This is a genomic window from Enterobacter cloacae complex sp. 302F9, from assembly GCF_050030335.1.
Classification (GTDB): domain Bacteria; phylum Pseudomonadota; class Gammaproteobacteria; order Enterobacterales; family Enterobacteriaceae; genus Enterobacter; species Enterobacter hormaechei_C.
On the sequence record NZ_JBLGUC010000001.1, the window covers coordinates 4,179,601 to 4,205,952 of the forward strand.

At 56.1% G+C, this 26,352-nt stretch carries 26 protein-coding genes; 9 read left to right on the plus strand and 17 right to left on the minus strand.

Annotated elements, in window-relative coordinates; genetic code table 11:
• Positions 1 to 46: 46 nt before the first annotated feature.
• A complete protein-coding gene (gene rsmI / locus ACQG0T_RS20265; RefSeq protein WP_000809144.1) occupies positions 47 to 910 on the minus strand; it encodes a 16S rRNA (cytidine(1402)-2'-O)-methyltransferase in 864 nt (287 codons plus the stop codon).
• A gap of 61 nt (positions 911 to 971) precedes the next feature.
• Between rsmI and ACQG0T_RS20270 the strand changes: the two genes are divergently transcribed.
• The 4 genes from ACQG0T_RS20270 to dolP are packed head-to-tail and all read left to right on the plus strand — an operon-like array spanning position 972 to position 4,645.
• The gene (locus ACQG0T_RS20270; protein WP_426723865.1) at positions 972 to 3,095 is read left to right on the plus strand and encodes a penicillin-binding protein activator; all 2,124 of its coding nucleotides are present in this window, start codon (positions 972 to 974) and stop codon (positions 3,093 to 3,095) included.
• Positions 3,053 to 3,448: a YraN family protein gene (locus ACQG0T_RS20275; protein WP_426723866.1), complete on the plus strand. Its 396-nt coding sequence runs from the start codon at positions 3,053 to 3,055 to the stop codon at positions 3,446 to 3,448. The genes ACQG0T_RS20270 and ACQG0T_RS20275 overlap by 43 nt, the downstream gene beginning before the upstream one ends.
• Before the next feature lie 21 nt (positions 3,449 to 3,469).
• A complete protein-coding gene (gene diaA / locus ACQG0T_RS20280) occupies positions 3,470 to 4,060 on the plus strand; it encodes a DnaA initiator-associating protein DiaA (protein ID WP_003861754.1) in 591 nt (196 codons plus the stop codon).
• Between the two features lie 9 nt (positions 4,061 to 4,069).
• Complete coding sequence (gene dolP / locus ACQG0T_RS20285; RefSeq protein WP_006812102.1) at positions 4,070 to 4,645, plus strand: division/outer membrane stress-associated lipid-binding lipoprotein; 576 nt, start codon at positions 4,070 to 4,072, stop codon at positions 4,643 to 4,645.
• Between the two features lie 49 nt (positions 4,646 to 4,694).
• Here the strand turns inward: dolP and ACQG0T_RS20290 are convergent, their stop codons facing one another.
• Together ACQG0T_RS20290 and ACQG0T_RS20295 are read right to left on the minus strand one after the other, a co-directional pair.
• Complete coding sequence (locus ACQG0T_RS20290; RefSeq protein WP_023295492.1) at positions 4,695 to 5,732, minus strand: permease; 1,038 nt, start codon at positions 5,730 to 5,732, stop codon at positions 4,695 to 4,697.
• Positions 5,733 to 5,772: 40 nt separating this feature from the next.
• Positions 5,773 to 6,417: an NAD(P)H-binding protein gene (locus tag ACQG0T_RS20295; RefSeq protein ID WP_271040469.1), complete on the minus strand. Its 645-nt coding sequence runs from the start codon at positions 6,415 to 6,417 to the stop codon at positions 5,773 to 5,775.
• Between the two features lie 128 nt (positions 6,418 to 6,545).
• Between ACQG0T_RS20295 and ACQG0T_RS20300 the strand changes: the two genes are divergently transcribed.
• Complete coding sequence (locus tag ACQG0T_RS20300) at positions 6,546 to 7,064, plus strand: type 1 glutamine amidotransferase domain-containing protein (protein ID WP_015571965.1); 519 nt, start codon at positions 6,546 to 6,548, stop codon at positions 7,062 to 7,064.
• Here ACQG0T_RS20300 and ACQG0T_RS20305 read toward each other — a convergent pair.
• Positions 7,044 to 7,478, minus strand: a complete 435-nt coding sequence (locus tag ACQG0T_RS20305; RefSeq protein WP_015571966.1) for a YhbP family protein — start codon at positions 7,476 to 7,478, stop codon at positions 7,044 to 7,046. The genes ACQG0T_RS20300 and ACQG0T_RS20305 overlap by 21 nt on opposite strands.
• Positions 7,479 to 7,492: 14 nt before the next feature.
• On the opposite strand from ACQG0T_RS20305, the gene ACQG0T_RS20310 reads away from it, so the two are divergent.
• Positions 7,493 to 7,822: a GIY-YIG nuclease family protein gene (locus ACQG0T_RS20310; protein ID WP_003861768.1), complete on the plus strand. Its 330-nt coding sequence runs from the start codon at positions 7,493 to 7,495 to the stop codon at positions 7,820 to 7,822.
• Here the strand turns inward: ACQG0T_RS20310 and ACQG0T_RS20315 are convergent.
• Both ACQG0T_RS20315 and ubiT read right to left on the minus strand, forming a co-directional pair.
• A complete protein-coding gene (locus ACQG0T_RS20315; RefSeq protein ID WP_058685896.1) occupies positions 7,809 to 8,312 on the minus strand; it encodes a GNAT family N-acetyltransferase in 504 nt (167 codons plus the stop codon). The genes ACQG0T_RS20310 and ACQG0T_RS20315 overlap by 14 nt on opposite strands.
• The gene (gene ubiT / locus ACQG0T_RS20320; protein WP_003861771.1) at positions 8,306 to 8,830 is read right to left on the minus strand and encodes a ubiquinone anaerobic biosynthesis accessory factor UbiT; all 525 of its coding nucleotides are present in this window, start codon (positions 8,828 to 8,830) and stop codon (positions 8,306 to 8,308) included. The genes ACQG0T_RS20315 and ubiT overlap by 7 nt, the downstream gene beginning before the upstream one ends.
• A gap of 221 nt (positions 8,831 to 9,051) precedes the next feature.
• Here ubiT and ubiU point away from each other — a divergent pair, with 221 nt between their 5' ends.
• The 3 genes from ubiU (at position 9,052) to ACQG0T_RS20335 (ending at position 12,019) form a co-directional block, all read left to right on the plus strand.
• A complete protein-coding gene (gene ubiU / locus ACQG0T_RS20325; protein ID WP_003861773.1) occupies positions 9,052 to 10,047 on the plus strand; it encodes a ubiquinone anaerobic biosynthesis protein UbiU in 996 nt (331 codons plus the stop codon).
• 7 nt (positions 10,048 to 10,054) lie between these two features.
• Positions 10,055 to 10,933, plus strand: coding sequence for a U32 family peptidase (locus ACQG0T_RS20330; RefSeq protein WP_023295495.1), 879 nt, complete (start codon positions 10,055 to 10,057; stop codon positions 10,931 to 10,933).
• A 78-nt stretch (positions 10,934 to 11,011) separates the two neighbouring features.
• Complete coding sequence (locus ACQG0T_RS20335) at positions 11,012 to 12,019, plus strand: luciferase-like monooxygenase (protein WP_006812112.1); 1,008 nt, start codon at positions 11,012 to 11,014, stop codon at positions 12,017 to 12,019.
• A gap of 80 nt (positions 12,020 to 12,099) precedes the next feature.
• Here ACQG0T_RS20335 and ACQG0T_RS20340 read toward each other — a convergent pair whose 3' ends face one another.
• The 11 genes from ACQG0T_RS20340 to nusA form a co-directional block, all read right to left on the minus strand.
• The gene (locus ACQG0T_RS20340; protein ID WP_271040396.1) at positions 12,100 to 13,257 is read right to left on the minus strand and encodes a DDE-type integrase/transposase/recombinase; all 1,158 of its coding nucleotides are present in this window, start codon (positions 13,255 to 13,257) and stop codon (positions 12,100 to 12,102) included.
• Positions 13,258 to 13,406: 149 nt separating this feature from the next.
• Positions 13,407 to 14,651 (minus strand): tryptophan permease, encoded by a 1,245-nt coding sequence (gene mtr / locus ACQG0T_RS20345; protein ID WP_271040470.1) that lies wholly within the window; start codon positions 14,649 to 14,651, stop codon positions 13,407 to 13,409.
• Positions 14,652 to 14,793: 142 nt separating this feature from the next.
• Positions 14,794 to 16,689 carry a DEAD/DEAH family ATP-dependent RNA helicase gene (locus ACQG0T_RS20350; RefSeq protein WP_003861780.1) on the minus strand — a complete coding sequence of 632 codons (1,896 nt, stop codon included), beginning with the start codon at positions 16,687 to 16,689 and terminating at the stop codon, positions 14,794 to 14,796.
• Entirely contained in the window at positions 16,682 to 16,762 is an 81-nt protein-coding gene (gene yrbN / locus ACQG0T_RS20355; protein ID WP_097397692.1) for a protein YrbN, read from the minus strand. The genes ACQG0T_RS20350 and yrbN overlap by 8 nt, the downstream gene beginning before the upstream one ends.
• A 107-nt stretch (positions 16,763 to 16,869) precedes the next feature.
• Positions 16,870 to 17,754, minus strand: a complete 885-nt coding sequence (nlpI, locus tag ACQG0T_RS20360; protein WP_017693920.1) for a lipoprotein NlpI — start codon at positions 17,752 to 17,754, stop codon at positions 16,870 to 16,872.
• A 109-nt stretch (positions 17,755 to 17,863) separates the two neighbouring features.
• On the minus strand, positions 17,864 to 20,002 hold the full coding sequence (gene pnp, locus ACQG0T_RS20365) for a polyribonucleotide nucleotidyltransferase (RefSeq protein ID WP_017693919.1): 2,139 nt from the start codon (positions 20,000 to 20,002) through the stop codon (positions 17,864 to 17,866).
• A 242-nt stretch (positions 20,003 to 20,244) separates the two neighbouring features.
• Complete coding sequence (rpsO, locus tag ACQG0T_RS20370) at positions 20,245 to 20,514, minus strand: 30S ribosomal protein S15 (RefSeq protein ID WP_003861789.1); 270 nt, start codon at positions 20,512 to 20,514, stop codon at positions 20,245 to 20,247.
• 154 nt (positions 20,515 to 20,668) lie between these two features.
• On the minus strand, positions 20,669 to 21,619 hold the full coding sequence (gene truB / locus ACQG0T_RS20375) for a tRNA pseudouridine(55) synthase TruB (protein WP_047726737.1): 951 nt from the start codon (positions 21,617 to 21,619) through the stop codon (positions 20,669 to 20,671).
• A complete protein-coding gene (gene rbfA / locus ACQG0T_RS20380; RefSeq protein ID WP_003861793.1) occupies positions 21,619 to 22,023 on the minus strand; it encodes a 30S ribosome-binding factor RbfA in 405 nt (134 codons plus the stop codon). Before rbfA ends, truB begins: the two co-directional genes overlap by 1 nt.
• A gap of 106 nt (positions 22,024 to 22,129) precedes the next feature.
• A complete protein-coding gene (gene infB, locus ACQG0T_RS20385; protein WP_032649657.1) occupies positions 22,130 to 24,817 on the minus strand; it encodes a translation initiation factor IF-2 in 2,688 nt (895 codons plus the stop codon).
• A 24-nt stretch (positions 24,818 to 24,841) separates the two neighbouring features.
• The gene (gene nusA / locus ACQG0T_RS20390) at positions 24,842 to 26,344 is read right to left on the minus strand and encodes a transcription termination factor NusA (RefSeq protein ID WP_003861798.1); all 1,503 of its coding nucleotides are present in this window, start codon (positions 26,342 to 26,344) and stop codon (positions 24,842 to 24,844) included.
• Between the last annotated feature and the right edge of the window lie 8 nt (positions 26,345 to 26,352).

Genomic DNA, 26,352 nt, shown 5'->3' on the forward strand with positions numbered 1-26,352 from the left:
GCCGGGTAAGGCGAAGCCGCCACCCGGCAAAACAGGCGGCAGGGTCTTACTCCCCCTGCTGCTCCAGCGCATATTTATACAGCGCATTTTTCTTCACGCCGTGGATCTCCGCCGCCAGCGCCGCCGCTTTTTTCAGAGGAAGTTCAGCCTGTAGCAGGGCCAGCGTACGCAGCGCATCGGCAGGCAGAGCGTCTTCCTGCGCTTTGTGGCCTTCGACAATCAGCACCATTTCGCCCTTGCGGCGGTTTTCGTCTTCTTTCACCCACGCCAGCAGTTCGCCGACCGGCGCACCGTGAATGGTTTCCCACGTTTTGGTCAGCTCGCGCGCCAGCACCACGTAGCGCCCTTCGCCCCAGACGGTCACCATATCCTCCAGGCTTTCCAGCAGACGGTGAGTGGATTCGTAGAAGATCAACGTACGCGGTTCGGCTTCCAGATCCTTTAATACATCGCGGCGACCTTTGGATTTAGCTGGCAGGAAACCTTCGTAGCAGAAACGATCGGACGGCAGACCCGCAGCGCTTAACGCCGCAATCGCCGCGCACGGCCCCGGCAGCGGCACAACGCGGATGCCAGCTTCCCGGCAGGTGCGTACCAGATGGTAGCCCGGATCGTTGATCAGCGGCGTTCCCGCATCGGAGACCAGCGCGATGTTCTGCCCTTCTTTAAGCTTCGCCACCAGCGTTTCGGCTTTTTGTTGCTCATTGTGATCGTGCAGGGCAAACAAACGGGCGTTGATGGCAAAGTGTTGTAGCAGTAAACCGGTATGACGGGTGTCTTCAGCCGCAATTAAATCAACAGCTTGCAATACGGTGAGCGCACGTTGGGTAATATCAGACAAATTCCCGATAGGAGTAGGTACAATATAAAGCTGGCCTTGAGAATTATCTGCCGTTTCGTGTTGTTTCATTGTTTCGTCCGTATTGCCGATTTAATATTGAGCATTGCGTAAAAAAATCACTGGATACAGTATGGTACCGTTAACGTTTCTTCGAAAAAAAGCCGCGCACAGCGTGCCCCTCCTGCTGGCAGCCCTGATCTTTACCGGCTGCGGCACCCAGGCACCTGACCAGAGCACTGCTCATATGCAGGGATCCGCTCAGGCTGATTCCGGCTTTTATCTGCAACAAATGTCGCAGAGTACAAATGATACCAGGATCAACTGGCAATTACTCGCCATTCGTGCACTGCTGAAAGAAGGGAAAACCCAGCAGGCCGCCGAGCTGTTCAGCCAGCTGCCGCAGGATCTTAACGACACTCAGCGCCATGAGCAGACGCTGCTGTCGGCAGAACTGAAGGTCGCGCAAAAAGATTACGACGGCGCGAAGAAGATCCTCGGCACCATCGATCTCAGCACGCTGCATAAAAACCAGCAGGCCCGTTTCTGGCAGGCCGGTATCACCGCTGAGCAGGGTCGCCCTTCCCTGACGCTACTCCGCGCGCTGATTGCCCAGGAGCCTCTGCTCGCGGGTGCGGACAAGCAAAAAAATATTGACGCAACCTGGCAGGCGCTCGCCTCCATGACCCAGGATCAGGCCAAGGCGCTGGTAATCAACGCCGATGAAAATGTCCTGCAAGGCTGGCTGGATCTGCAACAGATGTGGTTCAACAACCGAAGCGATCCGAACATGCTGAAAGCCGGCATTACCGACTGGCAAAAGCGTTACCCGCAAAACCCGGGAGCGAAAATGCTGCCAACGCAGCTGGTGAACGTGCAAAACTTTAAGCCCGCCTCCACCAGCAAAATCGCCCTGCTGCTGCCGTTAAACGGTCAGGCTGCGGTGTTTGGTCGCGCCATTCAGCAAGGTTTTGAAGCCGCGAAAAACGGCACCACCGCCGTCAACGGCGGCGCGGTTCCGGCGCAGGCTGCACAGGCGGCGAATGTGAATGACGTTGTCAGCCCGTCCGCCGCCGAAACCAGCGACCTGACCACCGCGCAAACCCCTGCGCAGGGCACCATGCAGAATCCGGTTACCGCCCCAACGACGCAGCCTGCCACCCCAGCGCCTGCGGCAACACAGGCCCCGGCTGAAACATCGGCGCCCGCGACGGCAGAACAACCTCAGCCGCAAACCGAGCAGCCGGAACAGCCGCAGGCTGTGGCCACCACCAGCGCTAATCCTGGTGCAGAGTTGAAAATCTACGACACCAGCGCCCAGCCGCTTGACCAGGTGCTGGCGCAGGTTCAGCAGGACGGGGCCAGCATCGTTGTCGGCCCGCTGTTGAAAAACAACGTGGAAGCGCTGATGAAGAGCAACACCACGCTGAACGTGCTGGCGCTTAACCAGCCTGAGCAGGTTCAGAACCGCGCCAATATCTGTTACTTCGCCCTCTCTCCGGAGGATGAAGCCCGCGATGCGGCCCGCCATATTCACGAGCAGGGCAAGCAGGCGCCGCTGCTGCTGATCCCACGCAGCACGCTGGGCGATCGCGTTGCCAACGCGTTTGCGCAAGAGTGGCAGACCCTTGGCGGTGGCGTGGTGTTGCAGCAGAAATTTGGCTCAGCTTCCGAACTGAGAGCGGGCGTGAACGGCGGGGCAGGTATTGCCCTCAACGGTAGCCCGGTATCCGCCAGCCTGCCGCAGCAGCAGAGCGTCACCATCGGCGGTCTGACGATCCCGGCACCACCTACCGACGCGCAAATCAGCGGCGGCGGTAAAGTGGATTCGGCGTACATCGTCGCTACGCCGGAAGAGATCGCCTTTATCAAACCGATGATCGCCATGCGTAACGGCAGCCAGAGCGGTGCAACGCTCTACGCCAGCTCACGCAGCGCACAGGGTACCGCAGGCCCGGATTTCCGTCTGGAAATGGAAGGACTGCAATACAGCGAGATCCCCATGCTGGCAGGCAGCAACCCGCAGTTGATGCAGCAGGCGCTGGGCGCGGTGCGCAATGACTATTCCCTGGCGCGTCTGTACGCGATGGGCGTCGATGCCTGGGCGCTGGCAAACCACTTCACCCAGATGCGTCAGGTACCGGGCTTCGAGCTTAACGGGAATACCGGCGATCTGACCGCCGATCAGGATTGTGTGATTAACAGGAAGTTATCATGGCTCCAATACCAGCAGGGGCAGATTGTCCCGGCCAGTTAAGCCGTAAACAGACCGGCGACGCGTGGGAGTTAAAGGCGCGTCGCTGGCTTGAAGGCAAAGGACTGCGCTTTGTCGCCGCCAACGTTCGCGGGCGCGGCGGCGAGATTGACCTGATCATGAAAGACGGTCAGACCATCGTGTTTGTTGAAGTTCGCTTCCGACAGTCGTCCCGTTTTGGCGGTGCTGCCGCCAGCGTGACGCTCGCCAAACAACAAAAATTATTACAGACTGCCCACTTGTGGCTTGCCCGCCATAATGGGAGTTTTGATACTGTGGATTGCCGTTTCGATGTGGTAGCCTTCACCGGAAATGCGATCGACTGGCTTAAAAACGCGTTTGGCGAAGACGCATAAATAAGATTTTAAAGGGATACCGTGCTCGAACGAATTAAAGTGTGCTTCACAGAAAGCATTCAAACGCAGATTGCCGCGGCGGAAGCCCTTCCGGACGCGATCTCGCGTGCAGCGATGACGCTGGTTCAGTCGCTGCTCAACGGCAACAAAATCCTCTGTTGTGGCAATGGCACGTCCGCTGCTAACGCACAGCATTTTGCTGCCAGCATGATCAATCGCTTCGAAACCGAGCGCCCGAGTTTACCTGCCATTGCACTAAACACCGATAACGTGGTCTTAACTGCGATTGCCAACGATCGTCTGCATGACGAAATCTACGCCAAGCAGGTGCGCGCCTTAGGCCATGCCGGAGACGTGCTGCTGGCGATCTCCACGCGCGGTAACAGCCGGGATATCGTTAAAGCGGTTGAAGCGGCAGTGACCCGGGATATGACGATTGTCGCCCTGACCGGTTACGACGGCGGAGAGCTGGCTGGCCTGCTGGGGCCGCAGGATGTGGAGATCCGCATTCCTTCGCACCGTAGCGCCCGCATCCAGGAGATGCATATGCTCACGGTGAACTGCTTATGCGATCTGATCGATAACACGCTTTTCCCTCACCAGGATGATTAAGGAGTTCTCATGAAGGTTTTATCGGCCCTTGCAGTCGTGATGTCTGCATTACTGCTTCAGGGATGCATCGCTGCCGCTGTAGTCGGCACCGCAGCGGTCGGCACCAAAGCAGCGACCGATCCGCGCACCGTTGGGACGCAGGTGGATGACGGTACGCTTGAGCTGCGCGTAAACAGTGCGCTGTCGAAAGACGAGCAGATCAAGAAGGAAGCACGCATCAACGTGACGGCTTATCAGGGCAAAGTGCTGCTGGCAGGCCAGGCGCCAAATCCTGAACTCGCCTCGCGCGCCAAACAGATTGCGATGGGTGTGGAAGGCACGGCGGAAGTGTTTAACGAGATCCGCCAGGGCCAGCCGATTGGTCTCGGCACCGCGTCATCTGATACCTGGATCACCACCAAAGTGCGTTCCCAGCTGCTGGGTACCGACCAGGTGAAATCCTCAAACGTGAAAGTGACCACGGAGAACGGCGAAGTGTTCCTGCTGGGTCTGGTGACGGAACGTGAAGGGAAAGCGGCGGCGGATATCGCCAGCCGGGTGAGCGGCGTGAAACACGTCACCACCGCCTTTACTTACATTAAGTAATTACCACCTGACTACAGGCCCGGTAAGCGCTAGCGCCACCGGGCTTTTTTCACACAAGCGCCATACTCCCCACAATAACTCCGCTCAACGCCACCAGCCCCGCAGTCAGCCACAGCGCTTTCGCCGGGAATGACTTACGCAGCATGATAAGCGACGGCAGGCTCACCGCCGGCAGCGTGATGAGCAGCGCCAGCGCCGGTGCGGTCCCCATACCAGCCATCATCATGGTCTGAATAATCGGGATCTCCGCCGCGGTTGGGATCACAAACAGGCACCCGGCCACCGCCATCGCAATCACCCACATCAGCGTGTTGTCGATAGCGCCATCCGCATGCGGGAACAGCCAGACGCGCGCCGCCCCCAGCACCAGTACGGCCAGGATATAGACCGGAATGGTGCTCCAGAAAAGCTGCCACAGCGCTTTGCCCCAGCGAGCAAAGAAACTGCCCTGCGGCTCGCTGACGTCCAGCTCAACGGAGGCAGGCCCGGCCTCGTTGTCTTTCACCAGGTGCTGCACCAGCGTAGCGACAAGCACCACCGTCAGCAGGCCAGCCGCCAGACGGATAAACGCGAAATGCCAGCCGAGAACGAAGCCCATAAATACCAGCGTTGCAGGGTTCAGCAGGGGGTTACCCATCCAGAAGGCAAGCGCGCCGCCCATCGACACGCGCTGTCGGCGCATACCCGCCGCCACCGGTGCGGCGCAGCAGGAGCACATCATGCCCGGCAGGGAGAAAATCGTCCCCAGCAGCGTACCCTGCAAGCGCGGCTGTCCCAGGGTTTTCACCAGCCAGTTACGCGGGATAAGTACCTGAATCAGCGAGCCCAGCAATACGCCCAATACCGCCGCTTTCCAGACGGCAAGAAAATAGACCATGGCGTAATCCCACGCCGCGCGTAGCGGGCTGGAATCGGCCTGCGCGAGAATCGATTTACCGATGCTGTGGGTGTCGGCGGCGGTGAAGGCTTTACCGTAGTACGGCTGCCATTTCACATACCAGAGGCCAATGATGACCACGAGAAAGAAGAGTGCGGGCTTCCACCACTGAACAGGTGTTGCCGCCTGAGATGAAGACTGACCAGTCATACCATTCCCCGGAAGGTGTTATTTAATAAGCCGGGGAAGTTTACGCCTCGCCCTGCGCGATTTCACGCAGTTTTGCCGAAGGGATAATATTAACCCCCTCCTGCGACGGAGTCAGCGCCTCTTTTAGCATCGCCAGCGCGACATCCCGCGCCTCGATGGACTTCCAGTTACCCGGCAGAATGCGAAACAGCGGAGCGAAAATAGACTCGTTAAAACGACGTTCGTCACGGTGCCCCATCAGCATGGAAGGCCGCGCGATGGTCAGGCGCTCCCATTTCTGCGCGATTAACGCCTCTTCCATTTTGCCCTTCACCTGGTTGTAAAAAAACGGCGAGCCTGCGTTCGCGCCGTGCGCGCTGACCACCAGGAAATGTTTTGCGCCCAGCTTTTTCGCCGTCAGGGCGGTATCCACCACCAGTGTGTAATCCGCATGGACAAAAGCTTCTTTACTGCCCGCTTCCCGTCGGGTGGTGCCAAGGCAGCAAAAGGCGATATCAATGGGATCCTGCACCTGCGCCAGCGCGTTGGTGAGCTGTGGATCGTGCGGGTTATAGACGCCGGTGATATCCAACAGCGGGCGACGCGTCGGGGCGGCGATATAATTGATATGCCGATCCTGGATCAGCAGCCGCAGCAGATGTCCACCCACCAGCCCGGTTGCGCCGGTAATCAGTACCTGACTCATCTTATCCCCTTTACAGAATTGTCCGTTTGCGTTCTGGGCCTGCTCTACCACACTTAAAAGTCTGTTACCGGTAAGTATTTACCACAAACGGGAAAAAAACAGTCTGAAGCGAAAACAACGGAGGAAGCATGGGTAAAAAAATCGCAGTCTTGATTACCGACGAGTTTGAAGATTCAGAATTTACGTCGCCAGCAGAGGCATTCCGCAAGGCGGGCCACGAGGTGGTCACCATCGAGAAAGAAGCGGGTAAAACCGTGAAGGGCCATAAGGGCGAAGCCAGCGTGACCATTGACGAATCCATTGATAACGTCAGCCCGTCGGATTTCGACGCCCTGCTGTTACCGGGCGGTCATTCACCGGATTCCCTGCGCGGAGACGAGCGTTTCGTCACCTTTACCCGTGACTTCGTCGGCACCGGTAAACCGGTATTTGCCATTTGCCACGGTCCGCAGCTGCTGATCAGCGCCGAGGTGGTACGCGGGCGTAAGCTCACCGCGGTGAAGCCGATCGTTATCGATCTGAAAAACGCGGGAGCCGAGTTCTACGATCAGGAAGTGGTGAACGATAACGATCAGCTGATCACCAGCCGTACACCGGACGATCTGCCAGCGTTTAACCGTGAAGCGCTACGCCTGCTCGGCGCGTAACCAGTGCAGCTTCTTGCCAAAGCCCAGGGTGTTGTCGGTAAATTTCAGCTCATCAAGGCGGATTTCCCACACCGGGGCTTTTAGCGCCGCGGCCACCGGGAAGCGGCGCGTATAGCGTTTACGTTGCGCGTCGCTCTCCTCACCTTCCAGGCGACGAATTTCGCCTTTAAACTGGACCCCGCGGATCAGCGCAACGGTTTTAGGCTGACCGTTTACCGTGCCCGCCACTTTTGCCCGCTGGCCCGTCATCTGCGCATGCCGCGTTTTATCTTCGCTCATCACGTAAAAGGCCACGCGCTCGGGATCGTAGTAATAAAAGGCATTTGCGCACCACATCTCCTCGTCTTTACAGACGCACCAGGTCACGACATGCTGCTTTGCCAGCCAGCGGTTAATGGCGGCCAGTGTTTCCATTTTCGCTCTCTCTCATGCTATGGTGCGTTCACCTTAACATACTGAATCTGTTTACCGTGTGCTGGTTTCTCTATCTTGTCCGAACCGCTGATAACGCACTCTACACCGGGATCACTACCGATGTGGCACGGCGTTTTTTACAACATCAAACGGGGAAAGGGGCGAAGGCGCTGCGGGGGAAAGGTGAACTTCAGTTAGCGTTTTCAGCCGCCGTGGGCGACAGATCCCTGGCGCTCAGGCTGGAATACCGCATCAAGCAGCTGACGAAGCGCCAGAAAGAGCGTCTCGTCAACGGGGACGGCTCTTTCGAGGCGCTACGCGAAAGCCTGCTTAAAAACGATTGAAATGATGGTGGTACTCCACCAGACCGGTAACGCCGTCGAGCGCATCATCCGCCAGAGGATGCACCAGGAAAGATGTTTCCGTGCCCGGCCAGTGGCAGCGCAGATCGTATCTGGACGCTGGCTTAAAACCTAAACGTTCGTAGAACGCCGGATCGCCCAGAACGACGACAGCGGCATAGCCAAATTCATTCAGTGAATCCAGCCCTTCATAGACCAGCTGGCGCGCCAGGCCCTGGCCACGGTAGTTTTCATCCACCGCCAGCGGCGCCATGCCGACCCACTGTAACTCTTCACCCTGCACAATCACCGGGCTGAAGGCCACGTAGCCGACCACCTGCCCTTCATCGTCGGTGGCAACCAGGCCCAGCGTAATCAGGCCATCTTCGCGAAGATCGTGAACCAGTTGGGCTTCGGCGTCGCCTGCAAAAGAGCGGCGTAACAACGCATCGATACCCGGCGCATCAATCCCAATTTCGACTCGAATCAGCATGGCTCACCTACTGAAGTGTGTTTACTGTCCGGCGGGGTTTTTAGCCCGGCCTCAACAAAATCTGCCATTTGCATCAACATCATACGCAGCGCTTTCGGCATCTGCTCCAGCTCAATGGCATCCATTAAATTTTTGACGTACAGACCGAGCTCCGTGTCGCCTTCAATCACCAGACGACGCTGGAAGAAGAGGGTGTCCGGATCCTGTTTGCGCGCGGCGATCATCAGCAGATCGCTGGCATCCGCGCTAAAGCTGACATCCGCCTCGGCGGTTTCACGGACGATCAGCCGATCGTTCTCAACGGAAGTAAACCAGCGCAACCCGATATCGCGCACTTCAATCTTTAACCAGCGGCCTTCCAGAAACTCCAGCTCACCGTCCTGTAGCGCCTGGCGGAACTGCCAGCTCAGTACCTGTTCCAGCACCTGGCGTTTAAGCGCGAACGGCGCCAGTTTTACCGGCACGCTCAGCATTGATGGACCAAATTGTACGAGACGTGAACGCAGTTTATCCAGCACGAGCTTTACTCCCTGATAGCTATAGTCCTGCTATTTTGCCATATCCCGACAAGAAGATAGCGGCGTAAATCAACAAACCGTTGTCCGGTATACCTCATTATTGGTGCCATCAATACGCCATTAGCTGCCTTAAATCAAAAATTGTCGCGTATGGGTTAATTAAAATCCCAGCTCGTTAACATTTTTTACGATCCCTGCGATCGACAACATCGGGATAAATTATGGAGCTGCTCTGCCCTGCCGGAAACCTTCCGGCGCTTAAGGCGGCCATCGAAAATGGGGCCGATGCGGTCTATATCGGGCTGAAAGATGATACCAACGCCCGCCATTTTGCGGGTCTTAACTTTACGGAGAAAAAGCTTCAGGAAGCCGTTAACTTCGTTCACCAGCACCGGCGCAAACTGCACATCGCCATCAATACCTTTGCCCATCCTGATGGCTATGCCCGCTGGCAGCGCGCCGTGGATATGGCGGCCCAGCTGGGCGCCGATGCGCTGATCCTGGCCGACCTCGCCATGCTTGAGTATGCGGCAGAACGTTATCCGCATATTGAGCGCCACGTCTCTGTTCAGGCATCGGCCACCAATGAAGAGGCCGTGCGTTTTTATCATCGACACTTTGACGTAGCCCGCGTGGTGCTGCCGCGCGTGCTCTCTATTCATCAGGTTAAGCAACTGGCGCGCGTCACGCCAGTGCCGCTGGAGGTTTTTGCCTTCGGCAGCCTGTGCATCATGGCCGAAGGCCGCTGCTATCTTTCTTCCTATCTCACCGGGGAATCGCCAAATACCGTCGGTGCCTGCTCGCCTGCCCGCTTCGTTCGCTGGCAGCAAACGCCGCAGGGACTGGAGTCACGCCTGAATGACGTGTTAATTGACCGCTATCAGGACGGTGAAAACGCGGGCTACCCGACGCTGTGCAAAGGCCGTTATCTGGTGGACGGCGAGCGCTACCACGCGCTGGAGGAGCCCACCAGCCTCAACACGCTGGAATTGCTGCCGGAACTGCTGGCCGCCAATATTGCCTCGGTGAAAATCGAAGGCCGCCAGCGCAGCCCGGCCTACGTGAGCCAGGTGGCGAAGGTGTGGCGTCAGGCCATCGACCGCTGCATGGCGGACCCGCAAAACTATGCTCCACAAGCGGCCTGGATGGAGACGCTCGGCGCGATGTCTGAAGGCACCCAAACTACGCTCGGCGCGTACCACCGTAAATGGCAGTGAGATAATCATGAAATATTCATTAGGGCCGGTGCTTTACTACTGGCCAAAAGAGACGCTGGAAGATTTTTACCAGCAGGCGGCTAACAGCAGCGCCGATGTGATTTACCTCGGCGAAGCGGTGTGCAGCAAGCGCCGCGCCACCAAAGTGGGCGACTGGCTGGATATGGCGAAAAACCTGGCCGGCAGCGGCAAGCAGGTGGTGCTCTCGACGCTGGCGCTGGTGCAGGCGTCCTCTGAACTGGGCGAGCTGAAGCGCTACGTCGAAAACGGTGAGTTCCTGCTGGAGGCGAGCGACCTGGGCGTGGTAAACCTGTGCGCCGAGCGTAAGCTGCCGTTTGTCGCCGGACATGCGCTGAACTGCTATAACGCCGTGACCCTGCGCCTGTTGCTCAAACAGGGGATGACCCGCTGGTGCATGCCGGTTGAGCTCTCCCGCGACTGGCTGGCCAACCTGCTCACACAGTGCGAAGAGCTGGGCATTCGCAACAAGTTTGAAGTAGAAGTCCTGAGCTATGGGCATCTGCCGCTGGCCTACTCTGCCCGCTGCTTCACCGCACGTTCCGAAGATCGCCCGAAAGACGAGTGCGAAACCTGCTGCATTAAGTACCCGAACGGCCGCAGTATGCTGTCGCAGGAGAACCAGCAGGTGTTTGTCCTCAACGGCATTCAGACCATGAGCGGTTACGTCTATAACCTCGGCAACGAACTGGCGTCAATGCACGGGCTGGTGGATATGGTGCGTCTTTCGCCGCTTGATACCGGTGTTTTCGCGATGCTGGACGCCTTCCGCGCCAACGAAAACGGCGCCTCGCCGCTACCGTTGACCGCAAACAGCGACTGCAACGGTTACTGGCGACGTCTCGCCGGGCTGGAATTGCAGGCGTAAAAAAGGCTCACTTTGTTAACAACGGTTATCATTTTTTAATGCAGTATTAAAGATTGACCGTCGACAAAGTGAGCTGTTATGACTGACAAAACCATTCCGTTTTCGGTGCTGGATCTGGCGCCGATCCCACAAGGCTCCTCGGCCAGAGAAGCCTTCACGCACTCTCTCGATCTTGCTCAGCTTGCCGAAAAGCGCGGCTATCACCGCTACTGGCTGGCGGAGCACCACAATATGGTGGGCATCGCCAGCGCCGCCACCTCGGTGCTGATTGGCTATCTGGCGGCGAATACCACCACTCTGCACCTGGGCTCCGGCGGTGTGATGCTGCCGAACCACGCCCCGCTGGTGATTGCCGAGCAGTTCGGGACGCTGAATACCCTTTATCCGGGCCGTATTGATCTAGGGCTTGGCCGCGCGCCGGGCAGCGACCAGCCGACCATGCGCGCCCTGCGTCGCCATATGAGCGGCGATATCGATAACTTCCCGCGCGATGTGGCCGAGCTGGTGGACTGGTTTGACGCGCGGGATCCGAACCCGCACGTGCGTCCTGTGCCGGGGTACGGGGAAAAGATCCCGGTATGGCTGTTAGGCTCAAGCCTGTACAGCGCGCAGCTCGCCGCTCAACTGGGGCTGCCGTTCGCGTTCGCTTCCCACTTCGCACCGGATATGCTGCATCAGGCACTGCATCTTTATCGTACGCACTTCAAACCGTCTGAACGTCTGGAGAAGCCGTATGCGATGGTGTGTATCAATATCATTGCCGCCGACAGCAACCGCGACGCGGAATTCCTGTTTACCTCTATGCAGCAGGCGTTTGTGAAGCTGCGTCGCGGCGAGACGGGCCAGTTGCCGCCGCCGGTAGAGAATATGCATCAGCTGTGGTCGGCCTCCGAGCAGTATGGCGTGCAGCAGGCTCTGAGTATGTCGCTGGTGGGTGATAAGGCGAAAGTGCGTCACGGGCTGGAGGCGGTGCTGCGTGAAACCCAGGCGGATGAGATTATGGTTAACGGCCAGATTTTCGATCACCAGGCGCGTCTGCATTCGTTTGATTTGGCGATGCAGGTGAAAGAGGAGTTGGTGGGGTAGTTTTTTGCTTTGCCCGGTGGCGCTTCTGTATGACCGGATACATAGGTGACAGATCAGACCGGGAACATAGGTAACACTTTTCAGTCTATCCGGAGCACACTCTGGGTTTTTCGGTCGTAGTACGCAAGCGTTATTCCGTTAAAGATGATGGCCTCAAGGCCATCATCCTGTTCTTCCAGCATGATGTACTCATCAGTCAGCGCTTCACTCAGGAACACCGTCCCCTTTTTCCCCATATAGAGTGTCCCCCTTGATTTCACCCTGTAGACCGTACCTCCTTCCGGATAAGCATATTCAGGAACCCTGCCATCCCAGTGTCGGCCTGAGGGCTGCCAGACCGTTCCGGGCGTTGCACCCGCCAGGGCTTCATGCGGCCTTTCGTAGTTAAACTCTTCCCGGTAGTCACTGAACCACCGCTGTTGTTCTTCCATCGTCATAAAGGTGTTGCCCTGTTTTACTGCACTTTTCAGCGAACGGTGCATTCTCTCATGACGGCCGTTTTCTTCCGGATGCCCCTTTCTGATACGTTCCGGTCTGATGCCCAGCTTTATCAGCCAGACTGCAAGGCGACTTAACCCGGCGATACCTGTTCCTGCGAAAGGCTGTCCATTATCCGTTCTCAGGACTTCCGGCAGACCGTACTCCAGGAACGCATCCGTCAGGCACTGCCTGACGAAGGGCTCGCTCTCCCGGTCCGTTCCCCGGCAGCTCAGAAGATACCGGCTGTGATTGTCGGTCAGGGTGAAGGGATGACAGTATTTCCGGCTCAGCAGCCTGAACTTGCCTTTAAAATCAGCGCTCCAGACCTGATTGTTCTCACTGATGATGGTCAGGGGCTGGCGATTGCCCGGGGTTCTGCGTTTTCGCTTTTTATCCGGAACCAGGCCTTCACGCTTGAGGATATCGCCGATAGTGCTGGCAGCGGGGACGGTAAAATCGACGTGATGATTGAGCAGCCACATCCGCAGTTTTTTGGGGCCCCAGTCAGGGTGTTTCTGCCTCAGGGCCGTAAGCTGCCCGGCGATATCATCAGGAACTGTACGGGAGTGGGAGTGCGGAGCACGCGACCGGTCAGAGAGAGATGACAGGTCAGAGGGGTCAAAACGATGAAGCCATTTGTAACCGGTTTTTCGGCTGATGCCGAAGAGACGGCAGAGGGCTGAAAAAGAATCCGTACCTGCATGGCAGGCACGGATAAAATCAAGGCGTTGCATAGGTCGGGTCTCAGTCCAGGGCATAGCGAGTCTCCTCTTCTATGCCAGTTATAACTGTTACCCATGTATCCGGTCTAAAGTGTTACCCATGTTTCCGGTTCATACCCTTCGCTTACCGGGCCTACGGGATCGCGTAGGCCGGATAAGGCGTAGCCGCCATCCGGCACAAAAACTTACTGATATACCGGCAACAGATTAAAACTCGACAGCACGTGGACCACCGCGTTGCCGATACCAAATACCAGAATCAGCGCAATCATCGGTTTTCCGCCCCAGACGCGGAATTTCGGGCTGCCGAAGCGCTTACGTGATTTGCGCGCCAGCAGCGCCGGTACAATCGCCGCCCAGATGGTGGCCGCCAGTCCCGCATAGCCGATGGCGTACAGGAAACCGTTCGGCCACAGCAGGCCGCCCACAATCGGCGGCAGGAAGGTCAACAGCGCGGTTTTGAAGCGCCCCATAGCAGAGTCATCAAAACCAAACAGATCCGCCAGGTAGTCAAACAGGCCCAGCGTCACGCCGAGGAATGAGCTCGCCACCGCAAAGTTCGAGAAGACCACCAGAAGCAGATCCAGACTGCGGCTGTTCAGCACGCCGCTCAGCGCCTGTACCAGCACATCAGTGTTACCGCCCTTCTGCGCAATGCCGATAAATTCCGGACGCGGGATGTTACCCATCGTCCCCAGCAGCCAGATCACATACAGCCCCAGCGCCAGCAGCGTGCCGTAAACCAGGCATTTCACGATGGTGCGCGGATCCTTGCCGTAGTATTTCATCAGGCTCGGTACGTTGCCGTGGTAGCCGAACGACGCCAGACAGAATGGCAGCGTCATCAGCAGGTACGGCGTGTAGGAGGTGTTCACTTCCGCAACGTTAAACAGCGTGGCCGGCGTGACGTGCCCCAGCAGGCTGCCGAAGGTCAGAAAGAAGGTGATGACCTTTGCGCCCAGCACGATCGCCGTCATGCGGCTGACCGCTTTGGTGCTCATCCAGACGATAAACGCCACGCCCAGCGCGAAGCAGAGACCCGCCAGACGCGCCGGAACGTTCAGCGACATCTCTGAGAAGGTGTGATGCAGAATCGACCCGCTCGCTGAAATGTACGCGTAGGTCAGGATATAGAGTACAAACGCGATGGACAGCCCGTTCACCAGGTTCCAGCCTTTGCCCAACAGATCCCGGGTGATGGTGTCGAAGCTGGAGCCAATGCGGTAGTTCAGGTTTGCTTCAAGGATCATCAGCCCGGAATGGAGCATGCAGAACCAGGTGAAAACCAGCGCCGCCAGCGACCAGAAGAACCACGCACCGGACATGACCACAGGCAGGGAAAACATCCCGGCACCAATGATGGTTCCGCCGATGATCACCACGCCGCCAAGCAGCGAAGGTGACGTTTGGGTGGTGGTTAGTGTTGCCATGCGGCCTTATCTCCAGTGAAAAATGTGGTTCTGCATTTTAGTGTGTTGCACTGTACCAGTACAAGAGTACAAAAGGAATAAAAAAAGCCCCGATAGCAACTATCGGGGCTGTATATTTTACTTTACGTCAGAAGCGAAAGGCTTACGCGTCACCGAAACGACGACGGCTGGCGCCTTCTTCACGGCGTGGACCACGGTTTTCGCGGCGCTCACCGGAGAAACGACGGCCTTCACCACCGCGACCTTCGCTGCGACCGCCTTCACGACGCTCGCCACCGAAACCGCGACCACCGCCACGACGTTCGCCGCCACGGTCAGGACGTGGCTGTGCATCGCCCAGCAGCTGCATGTTCATCGGCTTGTTCAGGATGCGAGTGCGAGTAAAGTGTTGCAGTACTTCGCCCGGCATGCCTTTTGGCAGCTCGATGGTGGAGTGGGAACCGAACAGCTTAATGTTACCGATGTAACGGCTGCTGATGTCGCCTTCGTTAGCGATCGCGCCAACGATGTGACGAACTTCAACACCATCATCACGGCCCACTTCAATGCGATACAGTTCCATTTCGCCAGCGTCACGACGCTCGCGACGTGGACGGTCTTCACCACCACGCTCTGGACGGTCACCGCGTGGACCACGGTCGTTACGGTCGCCACGACGTTCGAAACGATCGTCACGGTCACGGAACTCACGCTTAGGACGCATCGGCGCATCAGGTGGCACGATCAGGCTACGTTCGCCCTGCGCCATTTTCAGCAGTGCTGCGGCCAGGGTTTCCATGTCCAGCTCTTCGCCTTCAGCGACAGGCTGGATCTGGGACAGCAGCGCACGGTACTGATCCAGATCGCTGCTTTCCAGCTGCTGCTGTACTTTCGCGGCGAATTTTTCCAGACGGCGTTTGCCCAGCAGTTCTGCGTTTGGCAGCTCGGCTTCTGGAATGGTCAGCTTCATGGTGCGTTCAATGTTACGCAGCAGACGACGCTCGCGGTTCTCAACGAACAGCAGCGCACGGCCTGCACGACCCGCACGACCGGTACGGCCGATACGGTGAACGTAAGACTCGGAGTCCATTGGGATATCGTAGTTTACAACCAGGCTGATACGCTCAACGTCCAGGCCACGTGCTGCCACGTCGGTTGCAATCAGGATATCCAGACGACCGTCTTTCAGACGCTCCAGAGTCTGCTCACGCAGGGCCTGGTTCATGTCGCCGTTCAGCGCTGCGCTGTTGTAGCCGCTACGCTCCAGGGCTTCAGCCACTTCCAGGGTCGCGTTTTTGGTACGAACGAAGATGATCGCCGCATCAAAATCTTCTGCTTCCAGGAAACGTACCAGCGCTTCGTTTTTGCGCATGCCGTACACAGACCAGTAGCTCTGGCTGATGTCCGGGCGAGTGGTCACGCTGGACTGAATACGCACTTCCTGCGGCTCTTTCATGAAGCGGCGGGTAATGCGACGGATCGCTTCTGGCATAGTTGCAGAGAACAGAGCGGTCTGATGACCTTCCGGGATCTGCGCCATGATGGTTTCTACGTCTTCGATGAAGCCCATACGCAGCATTTCATCGGCTTCGTCCAGTACCAGACCGCTCAGTTTAGAGAGGTCCAGGGTACCGCGCTTCAGGTGATCCAGCAGACGGCCCGGCGTACCGACAACAATCTGTGGACCCTGGCGCAGGGCGCGTAACTGCACGTCATAACGCTGGCCGCCGTACAGGGCTACCACGTTTACGCCGCGCATATGTTTAGAGAATTCCGTCATAGCTTCAGCAACCTGAACAGCCAGTTCACGGGTTGGAGCCAGGACGAGGATCTGCGGCGCGCGCAGGTCCGGATCAATGTTGTTCAGCAGCGGCAGCGAGAATGCTGCGGTTTTACCGCTACCAGTCTGGGCCATGCCCAGCACGTCACGACCAGAAAGCAGGTGTGGGATACACTCAGCCTGGATCGGAGATGGTTTTTCGTAACCCAGATCGTTAAGGGCTTCAAGGATAGGAGCCTTCAGGCCCAGATCTGCAAAAGTGGTTTCGAATTCAGCCATGTAGTACAAGTGCCTCGATATTAATGGCGGCCAGTCTACTTAGCTCATCGTGAAAATGATTAGCAATTTTCATTGAAAAGTGTGAACCGGCTCAAATTAGGTGTATTGACGAACAACAACGCCCTCACCAGTGAAGGTGATGGCAATCAAAAGATTACGGGCTGATGTTTATGTCGTCAGCTATTGCTGGTCCGATTCTGCCAGGTCGTCTTGCTCCTGGCCCAAGAGCGATAATTCCAACAATGCATAACGGTGCTCAACGAAGTTATGTACGTTGTTAGCAACCGCTAATTTGAACAGTGCCGTAGCGCTGTCCATATCCCCCAGACTTAGGTAGTACTTACCTAAATAGAAGTTGGTTTCACTGAGATGCTCAGCGAGCGAGGTGTTATCCGTTGCGTCCGCCTTGAGGCGTTCCATCAGCGTTGCTTCGCTAATGTTGCCCAGGTAGAACTCGACAATGTTCCATCCCCACTGTTCCTTGTCCGATTTATCGAAGCGCTGTTTCAGTGCTTCTTTGGCCTGCTTCTCATCGAGCTTCTGCTCAACGATGTAAAGCCACAGGCTGCGGAAAGGATCATTAGGATCGTCTTGATAAAACGCCAGCAGATCATCTTGCGCTAACTTATCACGACCGCCGTAATACAATGCGATACCGCGATTCAAGTGCGCGTAGTTGTAAGTTGGATCAAGCTCAAGTACAGAATCAAACGCTTCATAGGCAGCATCAAAATTGCCTGCCTGCGTTAAATAAATGCCTAAGTAATTGAATACTTCAGGCATATCAGGTCGAATCGCCAGCGCTTGTGAAAAATCATTTCGCGCTAGTGCCCTCAGACCGAGACTATCATACAACACTCCGCGCTCATATAAAAGCTGTGCGCGTTCGTCATCGGTTAAAGCCCGACTGGCAAGTATTTGTTCCATGCGTGCCAGAATGACTTCCTGCTGCAAAGTCGGTTGCAATGGCACTGCGAGGACTTCGCTCTTACGCCAGGCAGAGTTGCTGCATCCTGCCAGCGTTAAAGCTGTCGCAACGAAACACCAGCGCAAAAAAGGCTTCATTTCCCACTCCCGAAGACAACTATTGATGAACGTCCTGTCCCCCGGCGGCTTAACAAGGCGTCCTGCCTGATAATAAGCCCTCCGCCTGCGCGGAGGGCAAATGGCAACCTTACTCGCCTTGCTGTTCAGCAGCCGGGGCTTCCGGTGCCGCAGCAGGCTGAGACTGCTCGGTTGCTTCTTTAATGCTCAGACGGATACGGCCCTGACGGTCAACTTCCAGAACTTTCACCGGTACTTCCTGACCCATTTGCAGGTAATCGGTCACTTTCTCAACGCGCTTGTCAGCGATCTGAGAGATGTGTACCAGACCTTCTTTACCGCCACCGATGGCAACGAATGCGCCAAAGTCAACGATACGGGTCACTTTACCATTGTAGATACGGCCCACTTCGATTTCTGCCGTGATCTCTTCGATACGACGGATAGCGTATTTCGCTTTCTCGCCGTCGGTTGCTGCGATTTTCACAGTACCGTCATCTTCGATTTCGATGGTGGTGCCCGTTTCTTCGGTCAGTGCACGGATAACAGAACCGCCCTTACCGATAACATCTTTGATCTTGTCTGGATTGATCTTGATGGTGTGGATACGTGGGGCGAACTGAGAAATGTCGCCACGCGGCGCATTAATCGCCTGTTCCATCACGCCCAGGATGTGCAGACGCGCACCTTTAGCCTGGTTCAGAGCAACCTGCATGATCTCTTTGGTGATACCTTCAATTTTGATATCCATCTGCAAGGCAGAGATACCGTCACGGGAACCCGCTACTTTGAAGTCCATATCGCCCAGGTGGTCTTCGTCGCCCAGAATGTCAGACAGAACAACGTAGTTGTCGCCCTCTTTCACCAGACCCATTGCGATACCCGCAACGGCGGCTTTAATTGGCACGCCTGCATCCATCAGCGCCAGAGAGGCACCACACACGGAAGCCATAGAAGAGGAACCGTTGGATTCGGTGATTTCAGACACCACACGTACGGTGTACGGGAATTTGTCTGCTTCTGGCATCACTGCCAGCACGCCGCGCTTCGCCAGACGACCGTGACCAATTTCACGACGCTTCGGTGAGCCAACCATACCGGTTTCGCCCACAGAGTACGGAGGGAAGTTGTAGTGGAACAGGAAGCTGTCAGTACGCTCGCCCATCAGTTCGTCGATGATCTGTGCGTCACGTGCGGTACCCAGGGTCGCGGTTACCAGCGCCTGCGTTTCACCACGGGTGAACAGCGCAGAACCGTGAGTACGTGGCAGTACGCCAGTACGCACGTCCAGACCACGGATCATGTCTTTTTCACGGCCATCGATACGCGGCTCGCCTGCCAGGACGCGGCTACGAACAACGTTTTTCTCGATGGCGTGCAGGATTTCGCCAATCTCGTTAGCGTCCAGCGTTTCGTCTTCGGCAACCAGGGTCGCGGTCACTTCAGATTTGATCACATCAACCTGAGCATAGCGCTCCTGTTTGTCGGTGATGCGGTATGCGTCGCTCAGACGAGATTCTGCCAGTGCAGCAACGCGTGCGTTCAGCGCCTCGTTCACCGCTTCTGGCTGCCAGTCCCAACGTGGTTTACCGGCTTCTTTCACCAGGTCGTTGATGTTCTGAATAACGATCTGCTGCTGCTCGTGGCCAAATACCACAGCGCCCAGCATCTGATCTTCGCTCAGCAGTTCAGCTTCGGATTCAACCATCAGAACCGCTGCTTCAGTACCGGCAACAACCAGGTCCAGCTTACTCTCTTTCAGCTCTTCCTGAGTTGGGTTCAGTACGTACTGGTCGTTGATGTAGCCAACGCGCGCGGAACCGATTGGGCCATTGAATGGAATACCAGACAGTGACAGGGCCGCAGATGCGCCGATCATAGCAACGATGTCCGGGTTAACCTGTGGGTTAACGGAAACAACGGTCGCAATAACCTGAACTTCGTTTACGAAGCCTTCCGGGAACAGCGGACGAACCGGGCGGTCAATCAGACGCGCGATCAGGGTTTCGCCTTCGCTTGGACGGCCTTCACGACGGAAGAAGCCACCCGGGATTTTACCGGCAGCGTAGGTACGCTCCTGGTAGTTAACGGTCAGAGGGAAGAAGTCCTGGCCTGGTTTAGCTTTTTTCTGGCCAACTACGGTAACGAATACAGCGGTGTCATCCATGCTTACCATAACGGCAGCAGTAGCCTGACGCGCCATCATGCCGGTTTCCAGCGTGACGGTATGCTGACCATACTGGAATTTACGAACGATCGGATTCAGCAAAATTCTGTCCTTTCTTAAATGTTTGAAAGCACACCTCAGGTGTGCTGACGATTTAACCCGACCTTCTTCGCATCCTCGCGACTAATGACAACCGACACCCTCATGGGTGAAGCCTCTCATTAGCCGCGCGAACCTCTGCAATGAAGATCATTTATAGCAACAATACAATAGTTTCCATTGAATTGCTGCCGTCTGGTTGAAAAAAGGGGCCATCAGGCCCCCTTTTCTGAAACTCGCAAGAATTAGCGACGCAGGCCCAGACGCTCGATCAGCGCGGTGTAGCGTGCAACATCTTTACGCTTCAGGTAGTCGAGCAGTTTACGACGCTGAGAAACCATACGCAGCAGACCACGACGGCTGTGGTGATCTTTTTTGTGCTCTGCAAAGTGACCTTGCAGGTGGTTAATCTGTGCAGTCAGCAGTGCAACCTGAACTTCGGTAGAACCGCTGTCGTTAGTACCACGACCAAACTCAGAAACGATTTTAGCTTTAGCTTCAACGCTTAGAGACATTTTCAAACTCCAAAGTATAAAGAATGTAAGGATGCCGATCTCTAATTCAGCTATCCCATGTACGCCCCGCAGATTGTTAAACAATTTACCAGGCGTTAAGCGGCGATATTCTACTCGTCTCCCCTGCTTATCGCAAGGTGAGGCGTTATCACCGTCACGCTTCGACCGGATATTCGACGACCAGACGACGCGGCGCCACACGCCCTTCGCCGTCCATTTCGCCCATACCGATGAATTTCCCTTCGTCACCTTCCGTCACGCGTACCAGGCCCTCAAGCGGCGCCACCGATGTGCGAACCGGGTTTCCGTTCTTAAAGTAAACGGACGATGTTAAAGGAAGATTAACAACCGGGAAGTCCACTGCCGGACTGTCCATTGGCATCAGCAGCGGGTCCAGCAGATCGGCTGGCGCAACGCCCTGCGCTTGCGCCTGCTCAACCAGGGCGTGCAGATGCTCAAGCGTCACCATGCGTTCGACCGGATATTTGCTGACCGCCAGACGACGCAGATAAATCACATGCGCGCCGCAGCCCAGCTTTTCACCGAGGTCATCAATGATGGTGCGGATATAGGTCCCTTTCGAACAGTGTACTTCCAGCTCGAGTTCATCACCTTCGTGGCGAATGAACAGCAGCTCATACACGGTAATCGGACGAGCTTCACGCGGAACCTCAATGCCCTGACGCGCATATTCGTAGAGCTTTTTGCCCTGATATTTCAGCGCCGAATACATCGACGGCACCTGTAGCGTATCACCACGGAAGCTGTCCAGCGCCGCATCAAGTTGCTCCGCGCTGAAGGTCACCGGGCGCTCTTCCACCACCAGGCCATCTGCATCGGAGGTATCCGTGCGCTGGCCCAGTTTGGCAATCACGCGGTAGCGCTTATCCGAATCCAGCAGGTACTGGGAAAACTTTGTCGCTTCCCCCAGGCAGATCGGCAGCATGCCAGTTGCCAGCGGATCCAGCGCGCCAGTGTGCCCTGCACGGTTGGCGTTATAAATACGCTTCACTTTTTGCAGCACGTCGTTGCTGGATGCGCCCTGTGGTTTATCCAGCAACAGCACGCCATGCACGTCACGACCGCGACGACGAGGACGACTCATCAGTCCTCCTTGCTGTCGTCCGCCGGGTTAACACGACGCTCATCGTCATGTTTCACCACGCTGGTCACCAGGTTGGACATACGCATACCTTCAACCAGCGAGTTGTCGTAGAAGAAGGTCAGCTCTGGCACGATACGCAGGCGCATTGCTTTGCCAAGCAGAGAGCGGATGAAACCAGAGGCTTCCTGCAACGCTTTAATGCCGTTCTTCACGGCGTCTTCATCCTGGTCATTCAGGAAAGTAACAAACACTTTGGCGTACGCCAGGTCGCGGGACATTTCCACGCCAGACACGGTGGTCATCATACCCACGCGTGGATCTTTGATTTCACGTTGCAGAATGAGAGCGATCTCTTTCTGCATCTCCTGCGCGACGCGCTGTGGGCGACCAAATTCTTTCGCCATAATAAATTCTCCAGACAAAAAAGGGGCTTAAGCCCCTTTTTAAAATTACTGCCGGGTGGCGCTTCGCTTACCCGGCCTACGCTAATTAATCTTCAGTTGACGAAGATTACGCGATGGTACGCTGAATTTCGATGATCTCGAACACTTCGATCATATCGCCAACGCGAACGTCGTTGTAGTTCTTCACGCCGATACCACATTCCATGCCGTTACGGACTTCGTTAACGTCATCTTTGAAGCGGCGCAGGGATTCCAGCTCACCTTCGTAGATAACCACGTTGTCACGCAGTACGCGGATTGGGTTGTGACGCTTGATGATCCCTTCGGTAACCATACAGCCCGCGATCGCACCGAATTTCGGTGATTTGAACACGTCACGTACTTCAGCCAGACCGATGATCTGCTGTTTCAGCTCAGGAGACAGCATGCCGCTCATCGCTGCTTTCACTTCGTCAATCAGGTTATAGATGACGGAGTAGTAACGCAGATCCAGGCTTTCAGCATCAATCACTTTACGCGCAGATGCGTCAGCACGAACGTTGAAGCCAACCAGGATCGCGTTGGACGCTGCTGCCAGGGTTGCGTCAGTTTCGGTGATACCACCTACGCCAGAACCGATGATCTTCACTTTCACTTCGTCGGTAGACAGTTTCAGCAAGGAGTCGGAGATCGCTTCCACAGAACCCTGAACGTCCGCTTTCAGAACGATGTTCACTTCGTGAACTTCGCCTTCGGTCATGTTGGCAAACATGTTCTCGAGTTTAGATTTCTGCTGACGAGCCAGCTTCACTTCACGGAATTTACCCTGACGATACAGAGCGACTTCACGCGCTTTCTTCTCGTCACGTACCACGGTGACTTCGTCACCGGCAGCCGGAACACCGGACAGGCCGAGAATTTCCACTGGAATGGACGGACCCGCTTCCAGCACTTCCTGACCCAGTTCGTTACGCATCGCACGAACGCGACCGTATTCGAAACCACACAGAACGATGTCGCCCTTGTGCAGAGTACCTTCGCGAACCAGAACGGTTGCAACCGGACCACGACCTTTATCCAGGAAGGATTCGATTACCGCGCCGCTCGCCATACCTTTACGAACCGCTTTCAGCTCCAGAACTTCAGCCTGAAGCAGGATAGCGTTCAGCAGGTCGTCGATACCGGTACCTGCTTTTGCAGATACAGGGATGAACTGCGCTTCACCGCCCCACTCTTCCGGCATAACGCCGTACTGGGACAGTTCGTTCTTCACGCGATCCATATCGGCTTCTGGCTTATCGATTTTGTTAACTGCGACAACCAGAGGCACCTGCGCCGCTTTCGCGTGCTGGATAGCTTCAATGGTCTGTGGCATCACGCCATCGTCGGCAGCAACGACCAGAACAACGATATCCGTTGCCTGAGCACCACGAGCACGCATTGAGGTAAACGCTGCGTGGCCTGGGGTATCCAGGAAGGTGATCATGCCGTTTTCGGTTTCTACGTGGTAAGCACCGATGTGCTGGGTAATACCACCCGCTTCGCCGGAGGCAACCTTAGTAGAACGAATGTAGTCAAGCAGAGAGGTTTTACCGTGGTCAACGTGACCCATGATGGTCACGACCGGTGCGCGCGGTTCAGCCGCTGCGCCCGTATCACGGTCGCTCATTACTGCTTCTTCCAGCTCGTTTTCACGACGCAGGATAACTTTGTGGCCCATCTCTTCGGCAACCAGCTGTGCGGTTTCCTGGTCGATGACCTGGTTAATGGTGGCCATTGCGCCCAGTTTCATCATCGCTTTGATGACCTGAGAGCCTTTCACCGCCATCTTGTTAGCCAGTTCGCCAACGGTGATGGTTTCGCCGATCACAACGTCACGGTTAACGGCCTGAGCAGGCTTCTGGAAGCCCTGCTGGAGAGCGGAACCTTTACGCTTGCCGCCTTTACCGCCGCGAACCGCTGCACGCGCTTCTTCACGGTCAGCTTTTGATTCGGCGTGTTTGTTACCTTTTTTCGCAGGACGCGCAGCTTTTGCACTGCGAGTACGGCCACGACCACCTTCAACTTCGCGGTCGTTGTCGTCTTCTGCCTGACGCGCATGCTGAGACGTGGTGACGTGATAATCGCTGGTATCTTCAGTTGGTTCAGCGGTATTCACACCGTTCTTCTCGTTTTCTTCTGCCATGCGACGCGCTTCTTCGGCGACGCGGCGAGCTTCTTCTTCAAGCTTGCGGCGGGCTTCTTCTTCCGCTTTACGCTTCAGCTCGGCAGCTTCATTTTCACGGCGGGCTTTTTCAGCCTGGGCAGTTTTGGTCATTTCGTCGGTCTGTTGATTGCTCACTTTGTCTTTTTCCGCAGCGTCACGCTTCGCTTTTTCACCGGCGTCGCGTTTCGCTTTTTCTGCGGCCTCACGTTCAGCTTTTAATTCTGCTTCACGTTTGGCAGTGGCTTCTGCCTCACGCTGAGCTTGTTCTTCCGCTTCACGCTGTGCCTGCTCTTCCGCGGCAAGGCGTTCTGCCTCTTGCGGATCACGTTTTACAAAGGTGCGCGTCTTGCGGACTTCAATTTGTACCGACTTGCTTTTGCCACCGGTACCAGGGATGTTCAACGTGCTACGCGTTTTACGCTGTAGCGTTAACTTGTCAGGCGTAGAGCCGTGTTCACGGTTCAGGTGCGCTAACAAGGTTTGTTTTTCTTGCGCGGTCACCGAGTCATCAGCGGACTTCGGGATCCCTGCATCAGCAAATTGCTGTACCAGGCGGTCCACGGAGGTCTGAATCTCAGCAGCCAGCGATTTTACAGTTACATCAGTCATGCTGTTCCTTCCTGCTACAGTTTATTACGCTTCGTCGCCGAACCAGCAAATATTACGTGCGGCCATGATGAGTTCGCCGGCTTTCTCGTCGGTTAAACCTTCGATATCGGCCAGGTCATCAACGCCTTGCTCAGCGAGATCTTCCAGCGTACAAACACCACGGGCAGCCAGCTTGAACGCAATCGCACGATCAAGACCTTCCAGATTCAGCAGGTCATCAGCCGGCTTCTTATCGCCAAGGCTTTCTTCCTGAGCCAGCGCCAGGGTGGTCAGTGCGTTTTTAGCGCGTTCACGCAGGGCTTCAACGGTTGGTTCATCCAGACCGTCAATTTCCAGCAGCTCTTTCATTGGCACGTAGGCCAGTTCTTCCAGCGTAGAGAAACCTTCTTCAACCAGCACAGTGGCGAAGTCTTCGTCAATGTCCAGGTATTTGGTGAAGGTATCGATCGCCGCGTGGGCTTCAGCCTGATGCTTGGCCTGAAGGTCATCAACGGTCATCACGTTGAGTTCCCAGCCGCTCAGCTGTGACGCCAGACGTACGTTCTGACCGTTACGGCCAATCGCCTGCGCCAGGTTGCCCGCTTCTACAGCGATATCCATGGTGTGTTTGTCTTCGTCAACAACGATAGACGCCACATCAGCCGGTGCCATTGCGTTGATCACGAACTGCGCCGGGTTATCGTCCCACAGAACGATATCAATGCGCTCGCCGCCCAGTTCGGTAGAAACCGCCTGAACACGTGCGCCACGCATACCGACGCAAGCACCGACCGGGTCGATACGCTTGTCGTTGGTTTTCACCGCAATTTTCGCACGGGAACCCGGATCGCGGGCCGCCGCTTTGATCTCGATAACTTCTTCGCCGATTTCCGGCACTTCGATACGGAACAGTTCAACCAGCATTTCTGGTTTAGAACGCGTCACGAACAGCTGTGCACCACGCGCTTCAGGACGTACGGCATACAGCACACCACGAATACGGTCGCCTGGGCGGAAGTTTTCACGCGGCAGCATGTCTTCACGCAGGATCACGGCTTCAGCGTTACCCGGCAGCCCTTCGGATTTGATCTCCAGAGAGATGTTGTCGCGGTTCACTTTCTTCACCACACCAGTGATGATTTCGCCTTCCTGATCGCGGAACTGATCGACAACCAGCGCGCGCTCGGCTTCGCGCACTTTCTGCACAATAACCTGCTTCGCGGTCTGGGTGGTGATACGGTCGAAGGTAACAGATTCAATCTGATCTTCAACGTAGTCACCCACGTTCAGACTTTCGTCTTCAAAACGTGCCGCTTCCAGCGTGATCTCTTTGGTCGGTTGGGTCACTTCTTCAACGATTACCCAACGACGGAATGTATCGAAGTCACCGCTTTTACGATCGATTTCTACGCGAACATCGATCTCTTGTTCGTATTTTTTCTTGGTTGCTGTAGCCAGTGCACTTTCCAGCGCTTCGAAAATCTTCTCACGCGGCAGTGATTTCTCGTTGGAGACGGCTTCAACAACAGCCAAAATTTCTTTGTTCATCGCGGGCT

Excerpts from the sequence above, each read along its gene's own strand:
- rsmI (WP_000809144.1), bottom strand. The coding sequence starts at position 910 with ATGAAACAACACGAAACGGCAGATAATTCTCAAGGCCAGCTTTATATT.
- ACQG0T_RS20270 (WP_426723865.1), top strand. The coding sequence starts at position 972 with ATGGTACCGTTAACGTTTCTTCGAAAAAAAGCCGCGCACAGCGTGCCC.
- ACQG0T_RS20275 (WP_426723866.1), top strand. The coding sequence starts at position 3,053 with ATGGCTCCAATACCAGCAGGGGCAGATTGTCCCGGCCAGTTAAGCCGT.
- dolP (WP_006812102.1), top strand. The coding sequence starts at position 4,070 with ATGAAGGTTTTATCGGCCCTTGCAGTCGTGATGTCTGCATTACTGCTT.
- ACQG0T_RS20290 (WP_023295492.1), bottom strand. The coding sequence starts at position 5,732 with ATGACTGGTCAGTCTTCATCTCAGGCGGCAACACCTGTTCAGTGGTGG.
- ACQG0T_RS20295 (WP_271040469.1), bottom strand. The coding sequence starts at position 6,417 with ATGAGTCAGGTACTGATTACCGGCGCAACCGGGCTGGTGGGTGGACAT.
- ACQG0T_RS20300 (WP_015571965.1), top strand. The coding sequence starts at position 6,546 with ATGGGTAAAAAAATCGCAGTCTTGATTACCGACGAGTTTGAAGATTCA.
- ACQG0T_RS20305 (WP_015571966.1), bottom strand. The coding sequence starts at position 7,478 with ATGGAAACACTGGCCGCCATTAACCGCTGGCTGGCAAAGCAGCATGTC.
- ACQG0T_RS20310 (WP_003861768.1), top strand. The coding sequence starts at position 7,493 with ATGCTATGGTGCGTTCACCTTAACATACTGAATCTGTTTACCGTGTGC.
- ACQG0T_RS20315 (WP_058685896.1), bottom strand. The coding sequence starts at position 8,312 with ATGCTGATTCGAGTCGAAATTGGGATTGATGCGCCGGGTATCGATGCG.
- ubiU (WP_003861773.1), top strand. The coding sequence starts at position 9,052 with ATGGAGCTGCTCTGCCCTGCCGGAAACCTTCCGGCGCTTAAGGCGGCC.
- ACQG0T_RS20330 (WP_023295495.1), top strand. The coding sequence starts at position 10,055 with ATGAAATATTCATTAGGGCCGGTGCTTTACTACTGGCCAAAAGAGACG.
- ACQG0T_RS20335 (WP_006812112.1), top strand. The coding sequence starts at position 11,012 with ATGACTGACAAAACCATTCCGTTTTCGGTGCTGGATCTGGCGCCGATC.
- ACQG0T_RS20340 (WP_271040396.1), bottom strand. The coding sequence starts at position 13,257 with ATGCCCTGGACTGAGACCCGACCTATGCAACGCCTTGATTTTATCCGT.
- mtr (WP_271040470.1), bottom strand. The coding sequence starts at position 14,651 with ATGGCAACACTAACCACCACCCAAACGTCACCTTCGCTGCTTGGCGGC.
- ACQG0T_RS20350 (WP_003861780.1), bottom strand. The coding sequence starts at position 16,689 with ATGGCTGAATTCGAAACCACTTTTGCAGATCTGGGCCTGAAGGCTCCT.
- yrbN (WP_097397692.1), bottom strand. The coding sequence starts at position 16,762 with ATGAAAATTGCTAATCATTTTCACGATGAGCTAAGTAGACTGGCCGCC.
- nlpI (WP_017693920.1), bottom strand. The coding sequence starts at position 17,754 with ATGAAGCCTTTTTTGCGCTGGTGTTTCGTTGCGACAGCTTTAACGCTG.
- rpsO (WP_003861789.1), bottom strand. The coding sequence starts at position 20,514 with ATGTCTCTAAGCGTTGAAGCTAAAGCTAAAATCGTTTCTGAGTTTGGT.
- truB (WP_047726737.1), bottom strand. The coding sequence starts at position 21,619 with ATGAGTCGTCCTCGTCGTCGCGGTCGTGACGTGCATGGCGTGCTGTTG.
- rbfA (WP_003861793.1), bottom strand. The coding sequence starts at position 22,023 with ATGGCGAAAGAATTTGGTCGCCCACAGCGCGTCGCGCAGGAGATGCAG.
- infB (WP_032649657.1), bottom strand. The coding sequence starts at position 24,817 with ATGACTGATGTAACTGTAAAATCGCTGGCTGCTGAGATTCAGACCTCC.
- nusA (WP_003861798.1), bottom strand. The coding sequence starts at position 26,344 with ATGAACAAAGAAATTTTGGCTGTTGTTGAAGCCGTCTCCAACGAGAAA.